Raw genomic sequence first — 21,175 nt, forward strand, 5'->3', positions numbered from 1 at the left:
ATAATTTAAATAGTTTTACGAAAGTTTCATTATTGCATGGGTGAATTTTATGATGGGATATGGGGAACATATTTCAGAACTAGCCATTCGACTTGGAACTGCTTCAAGAATCTTTTATATGGCTGGAAAAATACCATTAAGGCTTGATATTGAACCTATTAGAAAAGATCCTGGCGCTTTTATTCGGCGATATGTTCAGTATGCTGAAAAAGAGTTATGTGGAGAAACAGTTATATAAAGAAAAGACAGAATAGTAATTCATTTAGGTTGTATATTATGTTATGATTATATTGTAAGAAAATGGATTTTAGGAAGGTGGTATGCATTATGTCATCAACAGTACTCTTTTTTGGTAGTATCGCACTATTTTACTTTCTTATAATGATACCGATTCAATATTTATACTTACAAGGTTTACATGAAAAAAAGAAAAAAACAGGATTATCTCAGCGAGAGCTATATGAAAAAATGTCTTTTGGGGAAGAACAATTACACCTTCATGTGCAAGGCAACCCATTTAATATCCCTTCTGCGTTTGTCGCATATATGATTTTAAAAGTTAGAGGACGTAAAAAAGCATCACAATGTTGATGCTTTTTTACGTTGTTTCATAGACTTCGGCTTCTTCAACTGCTAATGGTAAGAAATGTTTATATTGGCGAAATCCATTAAATACACTTGCACTACCAAATAGAACAAATAAAACACCAACGATAATACGAGCGGTTGAAAGTTCTAAAAAGAATTGGTTTATCCCGAAGAATAAGACGAATGAACCGAGTGCCATTGCGGATTTTCCTGAGAGCCAACCTTTCTCCATTGGGCGGTTTGTACGAAAGTATTTTGTTTTGTAGAAGAGATACAACATAAATGAGACGATAATACAGAAGACTAATACTGGCATCATGCACACTCCCATCGTTTTATGAAAAATAATAGTGGAGAAAAAATATCTAAACTTTCTAACTTTTATTATAAAGCAATTGTTCGCATGTATGAAATACTTTCCGTTATAATGGAGGATAAAGTGAGACTTTCATTAGTGTGGGGATGTTTCCGCGCTAATGATTAGCCTACATTCATTGTTTTTTTACTGCACGTTGAAGTGAAGAAGTTGAATAAAAAGGAGATTATACATATGCATGAGCAAATTTTAGGAGCAATGAAAGAGTTTGATACAATTATTATTCATCGCCATGTGCGTCCGGATCCAGATGCGTTAGGTTCACAAGGCGGCCTTAGTACAATTCTACAAGAATCGTTTCCAGAGAAAAATATTTATACAGTTGGGTACAATGAACCGTCATTAGCATATTTACGAGTAATGGATGATATTGAAGATAGTGTATACGAAAATGCGCTTGTTATCGTTTGTGATACAGCAAATCAAGAACGTGTTGACGATCAACGCTATACAAAAGGGAAGATGTTAATCAAAATTGATCATCATCCAAATGAAGATCCATACGGAGACATTACGTGGGTAGATACGACAGCAAGTTCTACAAGCGAAATGATTTATGAGTTTTATAATTATGGAAAAGATAAAGGATTACAAATAACAAAAGAAGCAGCTCGTCTTATTTTAGCAGGTATTGTTGGGGATACAGGTCGTTTCTTATTCCCGAATACAACAGCGAAAACACTTCGTTACGTAAGTGAGCTTGTTGATATGGATGTGAAATTCACAGATTTATACAATGAAATGTATAAAACAAAAGAAAAAATCGCTCGTTTAAACGGTTATATTTTACAAAACTTTACGATGGTAGAAGAAGGAGCAGCTTACATTAAATTAACGAAAGAAGTATTAGAAAAGTTTGATGTACTTCCTTCTGAGGCATCTGGCGTTGTTGGAGCACTTGGTAATATTGATGGATTAAAGGCATGGGTTCTATTTTTAGAGGAAGACGATGTGATTCGTGTTCGCCTTCGTTCAAAAGGACCAGTTATAAATAAATTAGCAATGCAATATAACGGTGGAGGACATCCGATGGCTTCTGGTGCAAAAGCATCTTCTTGGGAAGAAGCGGATCGTCTATTTGCTGATTTACGTGAGATTTGTAAATAAGAAATTATATGTTAGAACGAAAAGAAGGAGTGGCGCTAAAGCCCTCCTTCTTTATTTTTCTTTCTCTATCGTAATGCTAATTTCAAGCACGGTATCAAAAGATATTGTATCGACTTTAAAACGGTATAGCCGATCGTAATGTTTGTACGTCTTGTTTTCGATTACTTTTTTGAGTAGGTCTTTATTTTTTGCGATACTTTGTATGTTTTTCGTTAAAAGATGCTGGAGGTCATTATGGATAGATGTAGTCATATTTTCGAGTGTAAGATTGTCTAAATCGTATTTTTCTCGATTTATAAGTTTTATTTTAATCTCTTGAATGGTTAAGAGCCGTTTATTTTCAGTATTCAATTTTTCTTGATCTTCGAGAAGGACGTGGAGCTTTGCTTCTTGTTTTTCTATAATTTCTCTTTGTTCTGCTATTTTACTAGCTTGTTCTTCTTGAAAAACACCGTATATGTACAAAAAAATAAACCAGCTCAACACACCTCCAACAGCAGCGCCAGCTAAAACTAAGTACCATCTTTTCGCTGTATTGGCACTTGGTACTCTCATACATGCTCCTGCGTTAGCCATTTAATAATAATAAGACCAGTTTGCATACCACCTGTTGCGAAAAAAATAAGGAGAATTTGTTTTACGATATCTTTCATATCCCCGCCAAAGAAACTTCTTTCAAAACTATAAAACGTATCAAATGTTCCGCCAATCGCTGCAACGAGTGCCCAAATTCTTAAATTTTGGGCGAATTGATTAATGTAAGTGAGAGTTGGTTTTCCGATAAGAAATGCACCAAATCCACCAATTAATGAACCACCAAGTATAACCCCAAAGGCAATAAAATAACTAATAATAAGCAGAGAGAAAAAAGTGTGTTCTCTTACATCCATCGTCATTCCCCTTTCTTCTTCATATATATGGACAAAGTATAAGAAGTATGTTTTGATTTCCTCTTTCCTCTTCACCTATAATAAAAGTAGTCAAATAGGTAAAGAGAGGGTACAACAGTGAAGTTTGTGCATTTACAATGTCAAACCGTTTTTAGTTTATTAAAAAGTGCTTGTAAAATTGATGAACTTGTAGTTAGGGCGAAAGAGCTCGGTTATTCATCACTTGCTATTACGGATGAAAATGTTATGTATGGCGTTATTCCGTTTTATAAAGCATGTAAGAAACATGGTATACATCCTATTATCGGCTTAACAGCTTCTATTTTTAGTGAAGAAGAAGAAAAGTCTTATCCGCTTGTCTTACTTGCTGAAAATGAAATAGGTTATCAAAATTTATTAAAGATCTCTAGTAGCATTATGACGAAGTCAAAAGAAGGTATTCCTAAGAAATGGCTTGCACATTATGCGAAAGGATTAATTGCTATTTCACCAGGTAAAGATGGGGAAATCGAACAATTATTATTAGAAGACAAAGAGAGTCAAGCCGAAGAAGTAGCTCGTATGTATCAAAATATGTTCGGCAATTTTTATATGAGTTTACAGCATCATGCGATTCAAGATGAACTGCTTCTGCAAGAGAAATTACCTGTATTTATAAGTAGGATAAATATTCCAGTCGTCGCAACAAACGATGTACGCTACATCAATCAAAGTGACGCACTTGTTCATGAATGCTTATTATCTGTTGAAAGTGGAACGAAAATGACGGATCCAGATAGGCCGAGGCTGAAAACAGATCAATATTATTTAAAATCATCAGATGAAATGGAAGCACTATTTTCTCACGTAGAAGAAGCGATTTATAACACAGTAGAAATTGCAGAACGTTGCAGAGTAGAAATACCGTTTCATGTAAATCAATTACCGAAATTTCCTGTTCCATCTAACGAAACGAATGATATGTATTTACGCCGCGTTTGTGAAGAAGGATTGCAGAAACGTTATGGTACGCCGAAAGAAGTACATATAAAGCGTTTGAATCATGAATTAAACGTGATTTCTAGCATGGGGTTCAGTGATTATTTCCTCATTGTCTGGGATTTTATGAAGTACGCGCATGAAAATCATATTTTAACAGGACCAGGTCGTGGATCAGCGGCTGGCTCACTCGTTTCTTACGTATTAGAAATTACAGATATTGATCCAATTGAATACGATCTATTATTTGAAAGGTTTTTAAACCCCGAACGTGTGACACTTCCAGATATTGATATTGATTTTCCGGATATAAGACGTGATGAGATGATTCGATATGTGAAGGATAAATATGGTCAGCTTCGTGTTGCTCAAATTGTAACGTTCGGGACGCTGGCAGCGAAAGCGGCAATTAGAGATATTGCGCGTGTAATGGGGCTTCCGCCACGAGATATCGACATATTTTCAAAACTTATCCCATCAAAGCTTGGCATAACGTTAAAAGATGCATATGAGGAATCGCAATCACTCCGGGAGTTTATACAAGGAAACCTTTTGCATGAGCGTGTGTTTGAAATTGCAAAACGTGTAGAAGGCTTACCACGTCATACGTCTATTCATGCAGCTGGCGTTATTATGAGCCAAGAGCCATTAACCGGAAGTGTTGCAATTCAAGAAGGGCATAACGATGTATATGTTACGCAATACCCCGCTGATGCATTAGAAGAACTTGGGTTGCTCAAGATGGACTTTTTAGGATTACGGAATTTAACGTTACTTGAAAATATTATAAAGTTTATCGTGCAAAAAACAGGAAAAGAAATCGATATAAGAAATTTACCACTTCAAGATGAAAAGACATTCCAATTGTTAGGTAGAGGGGATACAACAGGTGTATTCCAGCTTGAATCAGGTGGTATGCGAAATGTACTTCGCGGGTTAAAGCCGAATGAATTTGAAGATATTGTTGCTGTTAACTCGTTATATAGACCAGGACCGATGGAGCAAATTCCAACCTTTATTGAATCAAAGCACGGAAAAAGAAAAATTGAATATTTACATCCGGACTTAAAACCGATTTTAGAAAGAACATACGGTGTAATTGTATATCAAGAACAAATTATGCAAATTGCGTCGAAGTTGGCGGGCTTCTCGCTCGGAGAAGCAGATTTATTACGTCGTGCAGTGAGTAAAAAAAATCGTGATATTTTAGATCAGGAACGTAAGCATTTTGTGCAAGGTTGTTTACAAAATGGTTATGACGAGACATCGGCAGAGAAAATTTATGATTTAATTGTAAGATTTGCAAATTACGGTTTTAACCGAAGTCACGCTGTAGCCTACAGTATGATTGGATATCAACTTGCCTACTTAAAAGCGAATTATACGCTGGAATTTATGACGGCACTATTATCGAGTGCAATTGGAAATGAAGATAAGATTGTGCAGTATATACGCGAAACGAAGCGAAAAGGTTTTCATGTTTTGCCGCCGTCTCTTCAGAGAAGTGGTTACAATTTCCAAATAGAAGGAAATGCGATACGTTACAGCTTACTTTCCATTCGAAACATCGGAATGGCTACAGTGACAGCATTAATCGAAGAACGAGAGAAAAAAATGTTTGAAGATTTATTTGAATTTTGTCTGCGCATGCCATCAAAGTTTGTAACGGAGCGAAATTTAGAGGCGTTCGTCTGGTCTGGATGTTTTGATGATTTTGGTGTTTCGAGAACGAATTTATGGAAAAGTCTTAAAGGAGCGTTAGAGTATGCCAATCTTGCACGTGATTTAGGAGATGCTGTTCCGAAATCAAAATACGTACAAGGAGAAGAGCTCTCTTTTATTGAACAGTTAAATAAAGAGAAGGAAGTACTAGGTTTTTATTTATCAAGCTATCCGACAGCGCAGTATGTGAAGTTAGCGAAAGAATTAGAAATTCCAACTCTCGCTCAGGCGATGCGACATAAGAAAAAAGTACAAAGAGCTATCGTGTACATAACAAGCGTGAGAGTGATTCGTACGAAAAAGTTGCAAAAGATGGCATTTATTACATTTTGTGATCAAAATGATGAAATGGAAGCAGTTCTTTTCCCCGAGACGTATATACATTTCTCAGATAAGTTACAAGAAGGAGCAATTGTTTTAGTTGACGGCATGATTGAGCTTAGAAATCATAAGCTGCAATGGATTGTAAATGGACTATATCCGTTAGAAGAAATGGATGTGTATGAAGAAAAGAAAGATGCGTCTGTTTACGTGAAATTGCCGTCTCGATATGAGAAAAAGCTTTTAAATCAGGTTACTAAAATATTGTTTGACTATTCGGGTTTTGCGAAAGTACTAATTTATTATGAAAAGGAACATAAAATGGTACAATTATCACGAAGTTTATCGATTCATCCAAGTGAAGAATGTTTAGGAGCACTTCGTGAAATTGTCGGGGAAGAAAATGTGGTTGTGAAAATATAATGGACAATTTCCCTACACTTCGATTATTATAGTAGTAGTGTTCGTGGTCAGACCACTTGGAGAAATTGATATCAGCAAGAATAATTTGAGGAGAGTGGATAGTTTGTCAACACTTCGTGAAGAAGCACTTCACATGCATAAAGTGCATCAAGGAAAATTAGAAACTGTATCAAAAGTAAAAGTAGAAAATGCAAAAGATTTAAGTCTTGCATATTCTCCAGGGGTTGCAGAACCTTGTAAAGAAATTTATGACGATAAAAGTAAGGTATATGAATATACGATGAAGGGAAATATGGTAGCAGTTGTGACTGATGGAACGGCTGTACTTGGTCTTGGTAACATCGGACCTGAAGCATCTCTTCCAGTAATGGAAGGTAAAGCTGTATTATTCAAGAGCTTTGCTGGTGTAGATGCATTCCCAATTGCCTTAAATACAAACGATGTAGATAAAATTGTTGAAACTGTAAAATTAATGGAGCCAACTTTTGGCGGCGTTAACTTAGAGGATATCGCAGCACCAAACTGCTTCATTATTGAAGAACGTTTGAAAAAAGAAACAAATATTCCTATCTTCCATGATGATCAACACGGAACAGCTATCGTAACAGTAGCAGGTCTTGTGAACGCGCTAAAATTAGTTGGAAAGAAAATGTCTGACATTAAAGTTGTCGCAAATGGCGCAGGTGCAGCAGGTATTGCAATTATTAAACTTTTATATCGCTATGGCGTACGCGACATTATTATGTGTGACCGTAAAGGCGCGATCTATGAAGGTCGTCCTACAGGTATGAATCCGGTGAAGGATGAAGTGGCAAAATATACAAATAAGAATCGTATCGAAGGTTCTTTAGCTGATGTTGTACAAGGTGCGGACGTATTCATTGGTGTATCTGCAGAAGGTGCATTAACAGAAGAGATGGTTCGTACAATGAATGACGATGCAATTATTTTTGCAATGGCGAATCCAGTTCCAGAAATTATGCCAGAATTGGCAAAAGCAGCGGGCGCAGCTGTTGTTGGAACAGGTCGTTCTGACTTCGCAAACCAAGTAAATAATGTACTAGCGTTCCCTGGTATTTTCCGCGGTGCACTTGACGTACATGCGACACAAATTAACGAAGAAATGAAGATGGCAGCTGTACAAGCTATTGCTGAGCTTGTAGCAGAAGATGAGTTAAATGCAGACTATATCATTCCAGCACCGTTTGACGCGCGTGTAGCGCCTCAAGTAGCAGCTTACGTTGCGAAAGCTGCAATGGAGACAGGAGTAGCTCGCCGTCAAGTAGATCCAAATGAAGTTGCTGAGAAAACAAAACAATTAGCGCTGATTGGTAAAGAATAAGCGAGGAATTTCCATTGACATCATCAAATACAAAAGTATATCTCGAAATTGTAAAAAAAATCCGTTCCATTATGGAAGAGGATGGATTGATAGCAGGGGATCGTTTGCCGTCTGAGCGTGAGTTAAGTTCACGTTTAAACGTAGGACGTTCCTCTGTAAGAGAAGCGTTGCGTGCTTTAGAACTTGTAGGATTAATTGAAACGAGACGTGGTGAAGGGACGTTTATTCGAAACTTTTACGATAACGGTCTTGTACAATTGATTGCTCCGTTCTTGCTGCAAGATGAGAAAACAATTCGTGATTTATTACAAACAAAACGATTGCTTGAGAAAGATATGATTCGAATTGTATGTAATTTACCGAAAGAAACGTTTTCTAAAGTGCTAAGTAAATTACATCAAGTGCTTGAAGGAAATGAAAACTCAGTTCCAATGCTTCACCAAACGTTCTTTAAAACACTTATTGAACAAGTCGATAATTATTTACTATATCGCATTTGGATGATCGTAAATGATTACGTATCAACTCTTTCTTGTAAAGTTTCAGGAGATTCTATCGATATGTATAGAAAGCTTTACGCTATTTTGGAAGAAAAACAAGAAAATGATGCACTAAAAATTTACGATGAATTAGTAGAGAATATACAGTTTCACTCGTAATGTATAAAATTTGTCGAAATGACCATGACACGTTATGACAAACATTCTATCGCGTAGCGGTTAAAGTTAAACGTAAAGAGTGAGGTTATTAGACAGATTGAGAAGATAAGGCTAACATCAAACTTTGGTGTTAGCCCAATTTTCTTCTTACGCTAACCTTAGCTCTCAACGAAGGGGGTCAAATTGTGCTAAGAGATTTATTCGTGAAAAAGAAAAAGTACGCTGCAATACCTTCAGAACAAGTACGAAAAGATGTACCAGACGGCGTTATGACAAAATGTCCGAAATGTAAAAAAATCATGTATACGAAAGAGCTTCTAAAAAATTTAAAAGTATGTGTGAATTGTGGATATCATCATCCTATGAATGCATGGGAACGTCTTGATAGTATATTGGACGAAGGGTCATTCCGTGAGTATGACAAAGAAATGGTTTCATTAAATCCACTCGAGTTTCCAGGATATGAAGAGAAACTAGAGAGCGATCGTAAAAAGACTGAATTGAACGAAGCGGTTGTAACTGGTGAAGGAACAATTGATGACATGCTTGTTGTTGTTGCAGTAATGGATTCTCGTTTTCGAATGGGGAGCATGGGCTCTGTTGTAGGAGAAAAAATTGCCCGTGCGGTTGAAAAGGCGTACGACTTACAAGTTCCATTTATTATCTTTACTGCTTCGGGTGGTGCCCGTATGCAAGAAGGGATATTAAGTTTAATGCAAATGGCAAAAACAAGCGTAGCTTTGAAAAAGCATAGTAATGCAGGAGGATTATTTATTTCTGTTATGACTCACCCAACGACGGGCGGGGTTTCAGCGAGTTTCGCTTCACTTGGTGATTATAATCTTGCAGAACCAGGGGCGCTGATCGGATTTGCTGGTAGACGTGTAATTGAACAAACGGTGCGTGAGAAACTACCGGAAGATTTCCAAACGGCAGAATTCTTACTAGAACATGGTCAATTAGATGCGGTGGTACATCGTGATGATATGAGAGAATCGCTTCGTAAGATTTTAGAAGTTCATCAAGGAGGGGAAATGGCTGTATGGCAGAGCTAGAATTTGAGAAACCAGTTGTTGAGCTAAGAAATAAGATTCGTGAACTGAAAGACTATACGAAAAACAGCCAGATGGACTTCAGTGAGGAGATTCGTATTTTGGAAGACAAGCTAGAAAATTTAGAGGAAGATATATACGGCAATATGAAAGTGTGGGACCGTGTTCAAATTGCTCGTCATGCAGAACGACCGACAACGCTCGATTATATTGAGCACTTATTTACTGATTTTTTTGAATGTCATGGAGATCGTCTATTTGGCGATGATGCAGCGATTGTCGGCGGCATTGCGAAGTATAAAGGGATGCCTGTAACTGTAATCGGGCATCAACGCGGAAAAGATACGAAAGAAAATATTCGCCGTAATTTTGGGATGCCTCACCCAGAAGGATATCGAAAAGCATTGCGTTTAATGAAGCAGGCGGAAAAGTTCAACCGTCCAATTATTTGTTTTATTGATACAAAAGGAGCTTATCCTGGTAAAGCTGCTGAAGAACGTGGTCAAAGTGAAGCTATCGCCCGCAATTTATTCGAAATGGCAGGCTTAACGGTGCCTGTTATTTGTATCGTTATCGGCGAAGGTGGTAGTGGTGGTGCACTAGGTCTTGGAGTAGGAGATTACATTCATATGCTAGAAAATTCCACTTATTCTGTTATTACGCCAGAGGGTGCAGCGGCAATTCTTTGGAAAGATGCAGGAAAAGCAAAGGAAGCTGCAGAGGCGATGAGAATTACAGCAGCGGATTTGAAAGAATTAGGTGTAATTGACGAAATTATTCCAGAGACAAAGGGTGGAGCACACCGTAATATTTTGAAACAGTCAGAAAATATAGATTTAATGCTAGGGAAAACTTTTGAACAATTAAACGGAATTTCGAAAGATGAATTAATCGAAAAACGTTATGAAAAATATATGAAAATTGGGCAAGTTTCGTTTTCAAACGCTTCCATTTGGATAAAATAAGAAAAGCGTGCGTTCCACTTCGCGAATGCACGTTTTTATTATGAAAAGACACATCTTCTCCATTGTATTTTTATATTTTTTCGTGTTATTTTATTATAAGGCAAATAATCTTTATGAGGTGAGTACAAATGAAACGTATTGGTGTATTAACAAGTGGTGGAGATTCACCTGGTATGAATGCTGCCATTCGTGCAGTTGTTCGTAAAGCGATTTTCCATGATATTGAAGTATATGGTATTTACCATGGATACGCTGGATTAATTTCTGGTCACATTGAAAAATTAGAACTAGGTTCTGTTGGCGATATTATCCACCGCGGTGGTACGAAATTATATACAGCAAGATGTCCTGAGTTTAAAGACCCAGAAGTACGACTAAAAGGTATCGAGCAATTAAAGAAACACGGTATCGAAGGACTTGTTGTTATTGGTGGAGATGGTTCTTACCAAGGCGCTAAAAAATTAACTGAACAAGGATTCCCATGTGTTGGTGTACCAGGTACAATTGACAATGATATCCCTGGAACAGACTTCACAATTGGTTTCGATACAGCTTTAAACACTGTTATTGATGCAATTGATAAAATTCGTGACACAGCTACATCTCATGAACGTACATATGTTATCGAAGTAATGGGACGTCACGCTGGTGATATCGCATTATGGGCTGGTTTAGCTGATGGTGCGGAAACAATCTTAATTCCAGAAGAAGAGTATGACATGGAAGATGTTATCGCTCGTCTGAAGCGCGGTAGTGAACGTGGTAAAAAACACAGTATTATCGTTGTAGCTGAAGGTGTTGGAAGTGCAATTGACATCGGTAAGCACATTGAAGAAGCAACAAACTTTGATACTCGCGTAACTGTATTAGGTCACGTACAACGTGGTGGATCACCAAGTGCACAAGACCGTGTATTAGCAAGCCGTCTTGGTGCAAGAGCAGTTGAATTATTAATTGCTGGTAAAGGTGGACGTTGTGTAGGTATTCAAGATAACAAACTTGTTGATCATGATATTATCGAAGCGTTAGCTCAAAAGCATACAATCGATAAAGATATGTATCAATTATCTAAAGAATTATCCATCTAATCGGCGTAATGTCGGATATTTGGGAACGGTTTCATAATTTTCGGAGGTGCAATATGCGTAAAACTAAAATTGTATGTACTATAGGTCCTGCTAGTGAAAGTATTGAAAAATTAGAGCAATTAATCGAAGCAGGTATGAACGTTGCTCGTTTAAACTTCTCTCATGGTAGCCATGAAGAACACGGCGCTCGTATTAAAAACATTCGTGAAGCTTCAAAGAAAACTGGTAAAACAGTTGGTATCTTACTTGATACAAAAGGTCCAGAAATCCGTACTCACGACTTCGTAGACGGACAAGCTGAGCTTGTAACAGGTGCAGAAGTTGTTATTTCTACTGAGCAAGTATTAGGTACTGCAGAGAAGTTCTCTGTATCTTATGCTGGTCTTTATGACGATGTAAACCCAGGTTCTCGCATTCTAATCGATGATGGTCTTATCGAGCTAGAAGTAATCGAAAAAGCTGACGGAAACATCCGTACAAAAGTTCTTAACAGCGGAACTGTAAAAAATAAAAAAGGTGTTAACGTACCAAACGTAAGCATTAAGCTTCCTGGTATCACTGAAAAAGACGTAAAAGATATCATCTTCGGTATCGAGCAAAAAGTTGATTTCATCGCAGCTTCATTCGTACGTAAAGCAGCTGACGTATTAGAAATCCGTGAATTACTAGAAGAGCATAACGCTCAATACATCCAAATCGTACCAAAAATCGAAAACCAAGAGGGTATCGACAATATCGATTCAATCTTAGAAGTTTCTGACGGTTTAATGGTAGCTCGTGGTGACATGGGTGTAGAAATTCCACCAGAAGAAGTACCATTAGTACAAAAACGTCTAATCAAAAAATGTAACGTGTTAGGTAAACCAGTTATTACTGCAACACAAATGTTAGATTCTATGCAACGTAACCCACGTCCAACTCGTGCGGAAGCAAGTGACGTAGCTAACGCAATCTTCGATGGTACAGACGCAATCATGCTTTCAGGTGAAACAGCTGCTGGACAATACCCAGTAGAAGCAGTAACAATGATGGCTAACATTGCAGTACGTGTTGAAAAATCATTACAATATGAAGATATGTTCAAAAAACGTATTAAAGAGTTCACTCCAACAATTACAGATGCAATTAGCCAATCTGTTGCGCATACAGCACTTGCTCTTGATGTAGCTGCAATCGTAGCTCCAACAGAAAGTGGATATACTGCGAAAATGATCTCTAAATACCGTCCAAAATCTCCAATCGTAGCTGTAACATCTGACGAGCAAGTAGGACGTCGTCTTGCGCTTGTTTGGGGGGTACAAGCATTTATGGCTGAGAAGCGCGCAGCTTCTACTGACGAAATGTTAGATACAGCGATTCAAACAGGTATGGATGCAGGTCTAATCGGACTTGGAGACACTGTAGTAATCACTGCTGGTGTTCCAGTTGCTGAAACTGGTACAACAAACTTAATGAAAATCCACGTTGTTGGTGAAGAAGTTGCTAAAGGACAAGGAATCGGTCGTAAAGCTGCAAAAGGTAAAGTAGTTGTAGCGAAAACAGCTGCTGAAGCTGTAGCGAACGTAAACGAAGGTGATATCCTTGTTACAACAAGCACTGATAAAGATATGATCCCTGCAATCGAAAAAGCTGCTGCTCTAGTTGTAGAAGAAGGCGGTCTAACAAGCCATGCGGCTGTTGTAGGTGTATCAATCGGTATTCCTGTTATCGTTGGTGTAAACGGCGTAACAGCAACTTTAAAAAATGGCCAAGAAGTAACAGTTGATGCAGCACGCGGAATTGTTTATAATGGACATGCGGAAGTGCTATAAGTAATACGGAGAGAAGGATCGGAGTCCTTCTCTTTTTTTTACACAAAAATGAGGTGAAATTAGCTTAAAACGTCTGAAATTGCTTTTAAAAGCTATTTATTATGAAGTTTGATGGGAAAGTGCGTTTGGCTTTTATATGGTGTATATGGACGTTGTGAGGGTGTTTAAAGTGATGGGATATGAAAGGAGTGTAGAACTATGAAGTGGTTACTATTCTTGTTTATTTTAATACCGGCTATTGAGATTACGGTCTTAATTGGGTCGAGTCATGTAATAGGTTTGTGGTCTACGTTCGCTATGATCGTATTTACAGGCGTTGTAGGTGTATATTTGGCGAAAAGACAAGGGTTTAAAGTGCTTGGAGAGATTCAATCTAAGTTGAATAGAGGAGAAATGCCAGGAGCAGCGGTCTTAGATGGTATTTTTATCTTTATAGGAGGTATTCTTTTAGTACTTCCTGGATATGTAACGGATATAATAGGTTTCATCTTTGTTGTCCCTGTGACGAGGGCTGTATTGAAGCCGTTTGTTATGAAGTGGATGGAATGGAAGTTTAGAAAAAACTCAACTATTATTGTGCAGAAATAGTGCTTAGATTATAGCGATCTAAGCACTATTTTTTTGTCTGTAAAAGGATGAGAGGGTGGTTAAAGTTTAGTTAATGAAAGATGTGTTTTAACATGCGGCGAATGTGACGGTTAATAATCGATGGGGATAGGATCCTTGTAGATTAAAGTTTTACTTTGTTGTATTTGTTGTGTATTTTTTCGATTGGATATGTGATTTGGGGAGTTGTTAACTCTGAATTAGTGTGTTTAAAGTGGGAATCTGAACTTAAGATTGTTTTTGTATGTAAAAAAGAATGAATTGGAATGAAAAAAGTTAAATAAGAATAGGCAAACGGTCAGTTTAAGTCTCATTTTATGCCATTTTGTATATTTATTCATTTACATAAAAAGTAATAAATGTAAGTAATAATTATAATAATAACAGAATAAATATGTAAAAACACCACGAAATATGCGTTTTTTATGCAAAAAAACAAGAGAATTATCTTTTTTGAGTGCAATTCTCTTGTTTTATGTAATGAGTATGAAAAATAAGTACAAGGAATAATCAGTGGGAATTTCCCACTGATTACATGTAAGTTTTTTGTTGTGTATGAATTAGAAACTATTATTTTGAAGGTGAGCCTTTAATATATTTCCACAAATCATGGAATACACGAGCTTTGTGTAATGTATTAAGTAGTACTAAGGTGACTGGACCGATAATTAATCCTAAGAAGCCAAAGAGCTTAAAGCCGACAAATAGAGCAATCAGTGTTGCTAATGGATCAAGGCCGATATTAGATGAAAGTACCTTTGGCTCCATAATTTGTCTTTGGACAATCACGACGATGTATAAAATGAGAAGACCGATGGCGAAAGCAGTGTCGCCAGTGAAAAATACGTATATAACCCAAGGAACGAAGACAGCTCCTGTTCCTAAATACGGGAGTAAATCTACAACCCCTGTAATAATCGCGATAGTAATGGCGTATGGTACGCGTAATATTAAAAGTCCGATTAATACAATAACAGTTGTCATAGATACGAGTGTAAGTTGTGCTTTAACAAAACCGAATAAAGCTTTTCTTAAATCCACAAAAATAGTTTTTCCATAGCCATGAACACGGTTGGGCAAAAACTTTCTTACCTTCTGAGCAAGACGATGCCAATCGTAACTAATGAAGAAAGTGGCTAATAAAACGAAAACAAGTACAGTTAAAGTAGTTGGTAGTGCACTAATAAAATTTGTTAACCCGCTTATAATAGCGGTTAAAAGTTCTTTCATTTGCGTCGTTGCTTCAGTTCCTAAGTTTTGAATGTTTTGTGTAATCGTATAGCGCTGTGGTTCCCCAAGATGATTAAATTTAGAAATTAAATCATCATAGAGAGGCATAATATGATTAAGTGCAAACTGCTGAGCGAATGCAACGATATCCGGAAATTTTACTGTAACAAGTTGTAGTAAGTATGTTGTAGCAGATATTGCTTCTGTTACAAGGTATGTAACGAGTCCGACGATAGCTCCAAATACGAGAATTAAGCTAACGAGTACTGCGAGTGCGCGAGGAAATTGTAGTTTTTGATTAAGGAAATTGACGACAGGATTAATCAAATAAGCAAATGCGAAAGCGATAATAAAAGGATAGATAAGTCCTGACATATATAGTAATGCATAGAACCCGGCTACCGTAGCTACAATGACAAATATGAGTCGCAATATCATATATAGTAAGTTTCGATTCAAAGATGTATACCTCCCATTCCAATTTGGATTATCCTAATTCGTTCAACTTATAACGAGTGTGCCCCACTGATTAAAGTTTCACTTTATGTTATAGTGGAATGATGGATTTTTCCTGCTTTTTCAGTACGTGAGTGACTGTGAAAGCTTGGTGTTGATGCTTCTACTATATGGTAAAAACTTCATTTTCTCTTCTTTTTATTTTACCTGTTTCTAATTAGAAAAGAAAGGAGAGACGCCCGTTTTTTAAAATGTATACATGCTTACATTTGTATGGTGAAAGTCTCAGTTTTTCATTTTAAAATGCATAAAAAATGAAGTGATTCATGTTGGATAGGCATCGATATAGCATGTATAACGATAGGTTTAAAGGTATTTTTGTTTGGAAATGAGTTCATTATTTTCAGAAAGGAAGTGCAAACATGATTAGTCAGTCAACGTTATTTTTATTCATACTACTTATTATAGGACTTATTGCAAAAAACCAATCGCTTACTGTAGCTATTGGTGTGTTATTTCTATTGAAATTTACGTTTCTAGGAGATAAAGTCTTCCCTTATCTACAAACGAAAGGGATTAACCTCGGTGTTACGGTTATTACAATAGCAGTACTCGTACCGATTGCAACGGGGGAAATAGGTTTTAAACAACTTGGGGAAGCAGCGAAATCGTATTATGCATGGATTGCTTTAGCTTCAGGGGTAGCAGTTGCTCTGTTAGCGAAAGGTGGCGTACAATTATTAACGACAGATCCTCATATTACAACTGCACTCGTTTTCGGGACAATTATAGCAGTTGCTTTATTTAATGGGGTCGCTGTAGGTCCATTAATTGGGGCTGGAATTGCCTATGCAGTTATGAGTATTATACAGATGTTTAAATAAAGAATTTTATAGTAATATAAAATTTTTGAATTCTTTCTGTTCACAAAAGTCAGATAATTGTTTATAATAGGATTAGAAACTTTGAAAAGTTACATAACAGCAGAGACTTTACACCAGATAAAATAAAAACAACATAAAACAATTTTATAATGATATTGCTTTATGTTGTTTTTATCATAAAACTCTTCGGAATTCATTTTCCTCACTAACTTGTTGTTTTGAGCGTGAGGATTCGGGGAGACATTCACGCTCATGCTTTCCATGTAAACAATGGACAATAAGAGGGGAACATCGCAACAAATTCGCATGATCGTGCATTTTGCTTGCCTAAAGAGTGAACGGGCGTTCATAATTCAAAAGGGGAGCAAATAGATATAAGGAGCAAGGTTGGGAGAATTTTCAGGAAAAGGAGAGAATGTCATGACTGTTATTCGAGGTTTAGAAGGGGTAGTAGCAACAACATCATCTGTGAGCTCTATTATTGATGATACATTAACTTATGTTGGGTATAATATTGATGATTTAGCTGAGAATGCTACATTTGAAGAAGTAGTGTACTTATTATGGCATCGCAAGCTTCCTAACGAGCAAGAACTAGCGGAATTTAAGGAGATTGTATCGGAATACTATAAAGTTCCAGGTGAGATTTTAGCATATTTGAAACAAGTAGATTTAAAAATCGCACATCCGATGTCTGTTTTACGAACTGCAATTTCCATGCTATCATTATACGATGAGAGCGCTGAAATTATGGATGAAAAGTCCAATTATTTGAAAGCGGTTAAATTACAGGCTCAAGTAGGAACTTTAGTTGCTGCTTACGCAAGAATCCGTAAAGGCTTAGATGTTGTTGAGCCTAGAAATGATTTATCATTAGCTGCAAACTTCTTGTACATGTTAAATGATCGCGAGCCAAACGAAGTTGAAATTGAAGCTTTTGATAAGGCGCTTGTACTTCACGCAGATCATGAGTTAAACGCTTCTACATTTACTGCACGCGTTTGTGTAGCTACACTTTCAGATGTATATTCTGGTATTACAGCAGCAATCGGTGCGTTAAAAGGTCCTCTTCACGGCGGGGCAAATGAAAATGTAATGAAGATGTTAACTGAAATTGGCGAAGAAGAAAATGTAGAATCATATATTCATAATGCTCTTCAAAATAAAGTGAAAATTATGGGCTTTGGCCACCGTGTATATGAGCATGGTGATCCACGTGCAAAACATTTACGCGAAATGTCTAAGAGATTATGCGTGCTTTTAGGAGAAGAGAAATGGTATAATATGTCTATCAAAATTGAAGACATTGTAACAAAAGAAAAAGGTCTTCCACCAAATGTTGATTTCTATTCAGCTTCTGTATACCATTGTTTAGGAATTGACCATGACTTATTTACACCTATTTTTGCAATTAGCCGTATGTCAGGCTGGTTAGCTCATATTCTAGAACAATATGAAAATAACCGTTTAATCCGTCCGCGTGCTGATTATAATGGACCAACACATCAAGTTTATGTTCCGATTGCACAACGATAAGCGAATAACACTATTTTGATAGTGAAAATACGCTTTCAAAAGTCTGATTTTTTCGGAAAGATGTAATGATTAGAATATTTTAATTTGACTAACGGTTTGAACTGAGGGGTTATTCCCTCAGTTTCATACATATGAAATTTCAAACATGGGGGTTATCACATTGACGACAGGTGAAAAAATTACTGTAACTAATGGTGTTATGAATGTACCAAACAATCCGATTATTCCATTTATTGAAGGAGATGGAATTGGTCCTGATATTTGGGCAGCTGCATCTCGTGTACTAGAAGCAGCAGTTGAAAAAGCTTATGATGGTGAGAAGAAAATCGTTTGGAAAGAAGTGCTTGCAGGGGAAAAAGCATTCAACCAAACAGGCGAGTGGTTACCAGAAGAAACTTTAAATTTAATTCGTGAATATTTAATCGCAATTAAAGGTCCACTTACAACTCCAGTTGGCGGTGGTATTCGTTCTCTAAACGTAGCACTTCGTCAAGAATTAGATTTATATGTATGTCTACGTCCAGTTCGTTATTTTGAAGGTGTTCCTTCACCTGTAAAACGTCCGGAAGATACTGATATGGTTATTTTCCGTGAAAATACAGAAGACATTTATGCTGGAATTGAATATGCGCAAGGATCTCCAGAAGCAGAAAAAGTTCTTACTTTCTTAAAAGAAGTAATGGGTGTGAATAAAATTCGCTTCCCAGAAACATCTGGTATTGGTATTAAGCCAATCTCAGAAGAAGGGACAAAACGTCTTGTTCGTGCTGCAATTCAATATGCAATTAACGAAAAACGCTCTTCTGTTACATTAGTTCATAAAGGAAACATTATGAAATTTACAGAAGGTGCTTTCAAAAACTGGGGTTACGAAGTAGCGGAACAAGAATTCGGCGACAAAGTATTTACTTGGGCTGAATATGATCGTATCGTTGAGAAAGATGGAAAAGATGCAGCGAATAAAGCGATGGCAGACGCTGAAGTGGCTGGAAAAATCATCGTAAAAGATTCTATTGCAGACATCTTCTTACAACAAATTTTAACTCGTCCACGTGAGTTCGATGTTGTTGCAACAATGAATTTAAACGGAGACTACATCTCTGATGCACTTGCTGCACAAGTAGGTGGAATTGGTATTGCACCTGGTGCAAACATTAACTATGTGACTGGACATGCTATCTTTGAAGCTACGCACGGTACAGCTCCAAAATATGCAGGTTTAGATAAAGTAAACCCATCTTCAGTTCTTCTTTCTGGTGTATTATTATTAGAGCACTTAGGATGGAACGAAGCTGCGAAATTAGTAACTGCTTCAGTTGAGAAAACAATTGCTTCAAAAGTAGTGACTTATGATTTCGCACGCTTAATGGAAGGTGCAACAGAAGTGAAATGTTCTGAGTTCGCTAATGAACTTATTAAAAACATGGATGTAGCGATAATCAAAAACGCATAATTAAAGCGGGGGGTAAATTATGACAATCAAACGCAAGAAAGTTTCAGTCATCGGTGCAGGATTTACAGGAGCAACAACAGCATTCTTATTAGCACAAAAAGAACTTGCAGATGTTGTATTAGTGGACATTCCACAACTGGAAAATCCAACAAAAGGGAAAGCGTTAGATATGTTAGAAGCGAGCCCAGTACAAGGTTTTGATGCTAACATTATTGGAACATCTGATTACGCAGATACTGCTGATTCTGACGTTGTTGTGATTACAGCAGGTATTGCGCGTAAGCCTGGTATGAGCCGTGATGACTTAGTAGCAACAAACTCTAAAATTATGAAAAGTATTACGCGCGACATTGCAAAACATTCACCAAATGCAATTATTGTTGTATTAACAAATCCAGTTGATGCAATGACATATTCTGTATTTAAAGAAGCGGGATTCCCGAAAGAGCGTGTTATCGGTCAATCGGGCGTATTAGATACAGCTCGTTTCCGTACATTCATCGCTCAAGAATTAAATCTTTCTGTGAAAGACATTACAGGATTTGTTCTTGGTGGACACGGTGACGATATGGTACCTCTTGTACGTTATTCTTATGCAGGTGGCATTCCGTTAGAAACGTTAATTCCGAAAGAGCGTTTAGAAGCAATCGTAGAACGTACCCGTAAAGGTGGCGGTGAGATTGTAGGCTTATTAGGAAACGGTAGTGCATATTACGCACCAGCTGCTTCTTTAGTTGAAATGACAGAAGCAATCTTAAAAGATCAACGCCGTGTATTACCGGCTATTGCGTACCTTGAAGGTGAATATGGTTATAGCGATCTTTACTTAGGGGTACCAGTAATTCTTGGTGGTAACGGAATTGAAAAAATTATTGAATTAGAACTTCTTGCAGATGAAAAAGAGGCGTTAGATCGCTCTGTAGAATCTGTACGTAACGTTATGAAAGTTCTTGTTTAATAATGAAATAGAAGTAGAAAAAGATTCGGGGCCCCGAATCTTTTTCTACTATTTATACAAATGTTTTTTTGAAATAACATGAAAACGCTATCATTTGTAATATCCTATAATGAAACTGTAGATTTATACTATACATTGCCCTCATCATAGTAAATTTCGGATCAGGTATCGCTTTTCGTAGGATAATAAGGTGAAAAAATCGGAGGGGGTTGTAACATGTTAAAGAAAAAAGTTCAAATCGGTCGTAAAATGGATGAAATTACAGTAGGAGAGAAATTATCTATCACTGAAAAAATTGAGGATAAAGATTTGTTATTGTACTTAGGGTTAACGAATGATGCCAATCCATTATATATTCAGCATGATTACGCATCCCAAACTCCGTATGAAAAGCCGATTGTACCAAGCATTATGCTAACTGGAATAATTACAACGGCAGTTACGAAATATTTACCAGGTCCAGGTAGTCATATTACGAGAAAGGACCTTACGTTCGTGAAGCATGTTCACCATTATGAAACGTTACAAATCCACTTTGAAGTTGTGGCTGTTTCTGAGGAGGAACATACAATTGATATGCTTGTATCTGCTCATGATGAAAAAGGGGATACTGTTGTGAAAGGCTCATTAACAGTAACGCCACCTTACAAATCAGTCTCTATTATGGAAAAAGCATTAGATAATTTTTAAAACATGAAAATATGAATAGCGCTAGCATACCTTTAATAAG

19 protein-coding genes and 1 pseudogene are annotated in these 21,175 nt (G+C 37.0%); 16 read left to right on the forward strand and 4 right to left on the reverse strand.

The genetic code is table 11. From position 1 onward, the window contains the following. Window positions 1-34 precede the first annotated feature (34 nt). A pseudogene (locus tag PDK19_RS00430) lies at window positions 35-238 on the forward strand (phosphotransferase enzyme family protein); the annotation flags it as partial. An 89-nt stretch (window positions 239-327) separates the two neighbouring features. Next, window positions 328-591, forward strand: a complete 264-nt coding sequence (locus PDK19_RS00435) for a DUF3949 domain-containing protein (protein WP_049111430.1) — start codon at window positions 328-330, stop codon at window positions 589-591. A gap of 7 nt (window positions 592-598) precedes the next feature. On the opposite strand, the gene PDK19_RS00440 is transcribed toward PDK19_RS00435, so the two are convergent. Then, window positions 599-904, reverse strand: a complete 306-nt coding sequence (locus tag PDK19_RS00440) for a YtpI family protein (RefSeq protein ID WP_001144773.1) — start codon at window positions 902-904, stop codon at window positions 599-601. Window positions 905-1,138: 234 nt separating this feature from the next. Here PDK19_RS00440 and PDK19_RS00445 point away from each other — a divergent pair, with 234 nt between their 5' ends. After that, on the forward strand, window positions 1,139-2,071 hold the full coding sequence (locus tag PDK19_RS00445; RefSeq protein WP_000545154.1) for a DHH family phosphoesterase: 933 nt from the start codon (window positions 1,139-1,141) through the stop codon (window positions 2,069-2,071). Window positions 2,072-2,122: 51 nt separating this feature from the next. Here the strand turns inward: PDK19_RS00445 and ytrI are convergent, their stop codons facing one another. Together ytrI and PDK19_RS00455 are read right to left on the reverse strand one after the other, a co-directional pair. Beyond that, the gene (ytrI, locus tag PDK19_RS00450) at window positions 2,123-2,626 is read right to left on the reverse strand and encodes a sporulation membrane protein YtrI (RefSeq protein WP_001265736.1); all 504 of its coding nucleotides are present in this window, start codon (window positions 2,624-2,626) and stop codon (window positions 2,123-2,125) included. After that, window positions 2,623-3,036 carry a YtrH family sporulation protein gene (locus PDK19_RS00455; protein WP_001998397.1) on the reverse strand — a complete coding sequence of 138 codons (414 nt, stop codon included), beginning with the start codon at window positions 3,034-3,036 and terminating at the stop codon, window positions 2,623-2,625. Before PDK19_RS00455 ends, ytrI begins: the two co-directional genes overlap by 4 nt. A 42-nt stretch (window positions 3,037-3,078) precedes the next feature. Between PDK19_RS00455 and dnaE the strand changes: the two genes are divergently transcribed. From dnaE to PDK19_RS00495, 8 genes are all read left to right on the forward strand, one after another. Beyond that, window positions 3,079-6,405 carry a DNA polymerase III subunit alpha gene (gene dnaE / locus PDK19_RS00460; protein ID WP_000673749.1) on the forward strand — a complete coding sequence of 1,109 codons (3,327 nt, stop codon included), beginning with the start codon at window positions 3,079-3,081 and terminating at the stop codon, window positions 6,403-6,405. A 133-nt stretch (window positions 6,406-6,538) separates the two neighbouring features. Beyond that, on the forward strand, window positions 6,539-7,747 hold the full coding sequence (locus PDK19_RS00465) for an NAD(P)-dependent malic enzyme (RefSeq protein WP_011199012.1): 1,209 nt from the start codon (window positions 6,539-6,541) through the stop codon (window positions 7,745-7,747). A 14-nt stretch (window positions 7,748-7,761) separates the two neighbouring features. Beyond that, entirely contained in the window at window positions 7,762-8,406 is a 645-nt protein-coding gene (locus PDK19_RS00470; RefSeq protein ID WP_049112441.1) for a FadR/GntR family transcriptional regulator, read from the forward strand. 185 nt (window positions 8,407-8,591) lie between these two features. Further along, window positions 8,592-9,461: an acetyl-CoA carboxylase, carboxyltransferase subunit beta gene (gene accD, locus PDK19_RS00475; protein WP_000942865.1), complete on the forward strand. Its 870-nt coding sequence runs from the start codon at window positions 8,592-8,594 to the stop codon at window positions 9,459-9,461. Then, on the forward strand, window positions 9,449-10,423 hold the full coding sequence (gene accA, locus PDK19_RS00480) for an acetyl-CoA carboxylase carboxyl transferase subunit alpha (RefSeq protein WP_000818797.1): 975 nt from the start codon (window positions 9,449-9,451) through the stop codon (window positions 10,421-10,423). Before accD ends, accA begins: the two co-directional genes overlap by 13 nt. Before the next feature lie 128 nt (window positions 10,424-10,551). Further along, window positions 10,552-11,511, forward strand: a complete 960-nt coding sequence (gene pfkA / locus PDK19_RS00485) for a 6-phosphofructokinase (protein ID WP_000821163.1) — start codon at window positions 10,552-10,554, stop codon at window positions 11,509-11,511. A gap of 53 nt (window positions 11,512-11,564) precedes the next feature. Then, complete coding sequence (pyk, locus tag PDK19_RS00490; RefSeq protein ID WP_001232661.1) at window positions 11,565-13,322, forward strand: pyruvate kinase; 1,758 nt, start codon at window positions 11,565-11,567, stop codon at window positions 13,320-13,322. Between the two features lie 198 nt (window positions 13,323-13,520). Next, window positions 13,521-13,910 (forward strand): FxsA family protein, encoded by a 390-nt coding sequence (locus PDK19_RS00495; RefSeq protein WP_000871623.1) that lies wholly within the window; start codon window positions 13,521-13,523, stop codon window positions 13,908-13,910. 588 nt (window positions 13,911-14,498) lie between these two features. On the opposite strand, the gene ytvI is transcribed toward PDK19_RS00495, so the two are convergent. Then, the gene (ytvI, locus tag PDK19_RS00500; RefSeq protein WP_001081377.1) at window positions 14,499-15,617 is read right to left on the reverse strand and encodes a sporulation integral membrane protein YtvI; all 1,119 of its coding nucleotides are present in this window, start codon (window positions 15,615-15,617) and stop codon (window positions 14,499-14,501) included. 419 nt (window positions 15,618-16,036) lie between these two features. Here ytvI and PDK19_RS00505 point away from each other — a divergent pair, with 419 nt between their 5' ends. The 5 genes from PDK19_RS00505 to PDK19_RS00525 all read left to right on the forward strand — a co-directional run bounded on the left by PDK19_RS00505 (window position 16,037) and on the right by PDK19_RS00525 (window position 21,135). Next, on the forward strand, window positions 16,037-16,498 hold the full coding sequence (locus PDK19_RS00505; RefSeq protein WP_000625507.1) for a DUF441 domain-containing protein: 462 nt from the start codon (window positions 16,037-16,039) through the stop codon (window positions 16,496-16,498). 387 nt (window positions 16,499-16,885) lie between these two features. Next, window positions 16,886-18,034: a citrate synthase gene (gene citZ, locus PDK19_RS00510; protein ID WP_000503657.1), complete on the forward strand. Its 1,149-nt coding sequence runs from the start codon at window positions 16,886-16,888 to the stop codon at window positions 18,032-18,034. A gap of 160 nt (window positions 18,035-18,194) precedes the next feature. Beyond that, complete coding sequence (gene icd, locus PDK19_RS00515; protein WP_000206904.1) at window positions 18,195-19,487, forward strand: NADP-dependent isocitrate dehydrogenase; 1,293 nt, start codon at window positions 18,195-18,197, stop codon at window positions 19,485-19,487. Between the two features lie 19 nt (window positions 19,488-19,506). After that, window positions 19,507-20,445, forward strand: coding sequence for a malate dehydrogenase (mdh, locus tag PDK19_RS00520; protein WP_000153232.1), 939 nt, complete (start codon window positions 19,507-19,509; stop codon window positions 20,443-20,445). Between the two features lie 216 nt (window positions 20,446-20,661). After that, window positions 20,662-21,135 (forward strand): MaoC family dehydratase, encoded by a 474-nt coding sequence (locus PDK19_RS00525; RefSeq protein ID WP_000914173.1) that lies wholly within the window; start codon window positions 20,662-20,664, stop codon window positions 21,133-21,135. The last annotated feature ends 40 nt before the right edge of the window (window positions 21,136-21,175 follow it).

This window comes from Bacillus cereus group sp. BcHK124 (assembly GCF_027712065.1).
Taxonomy (GTDB): domain Bacteria; phylum Bacillota; class Bacilli; order Bacillales; family Bacillaceae_G; genus Bacillus_A; species Bacillus_A pacificus.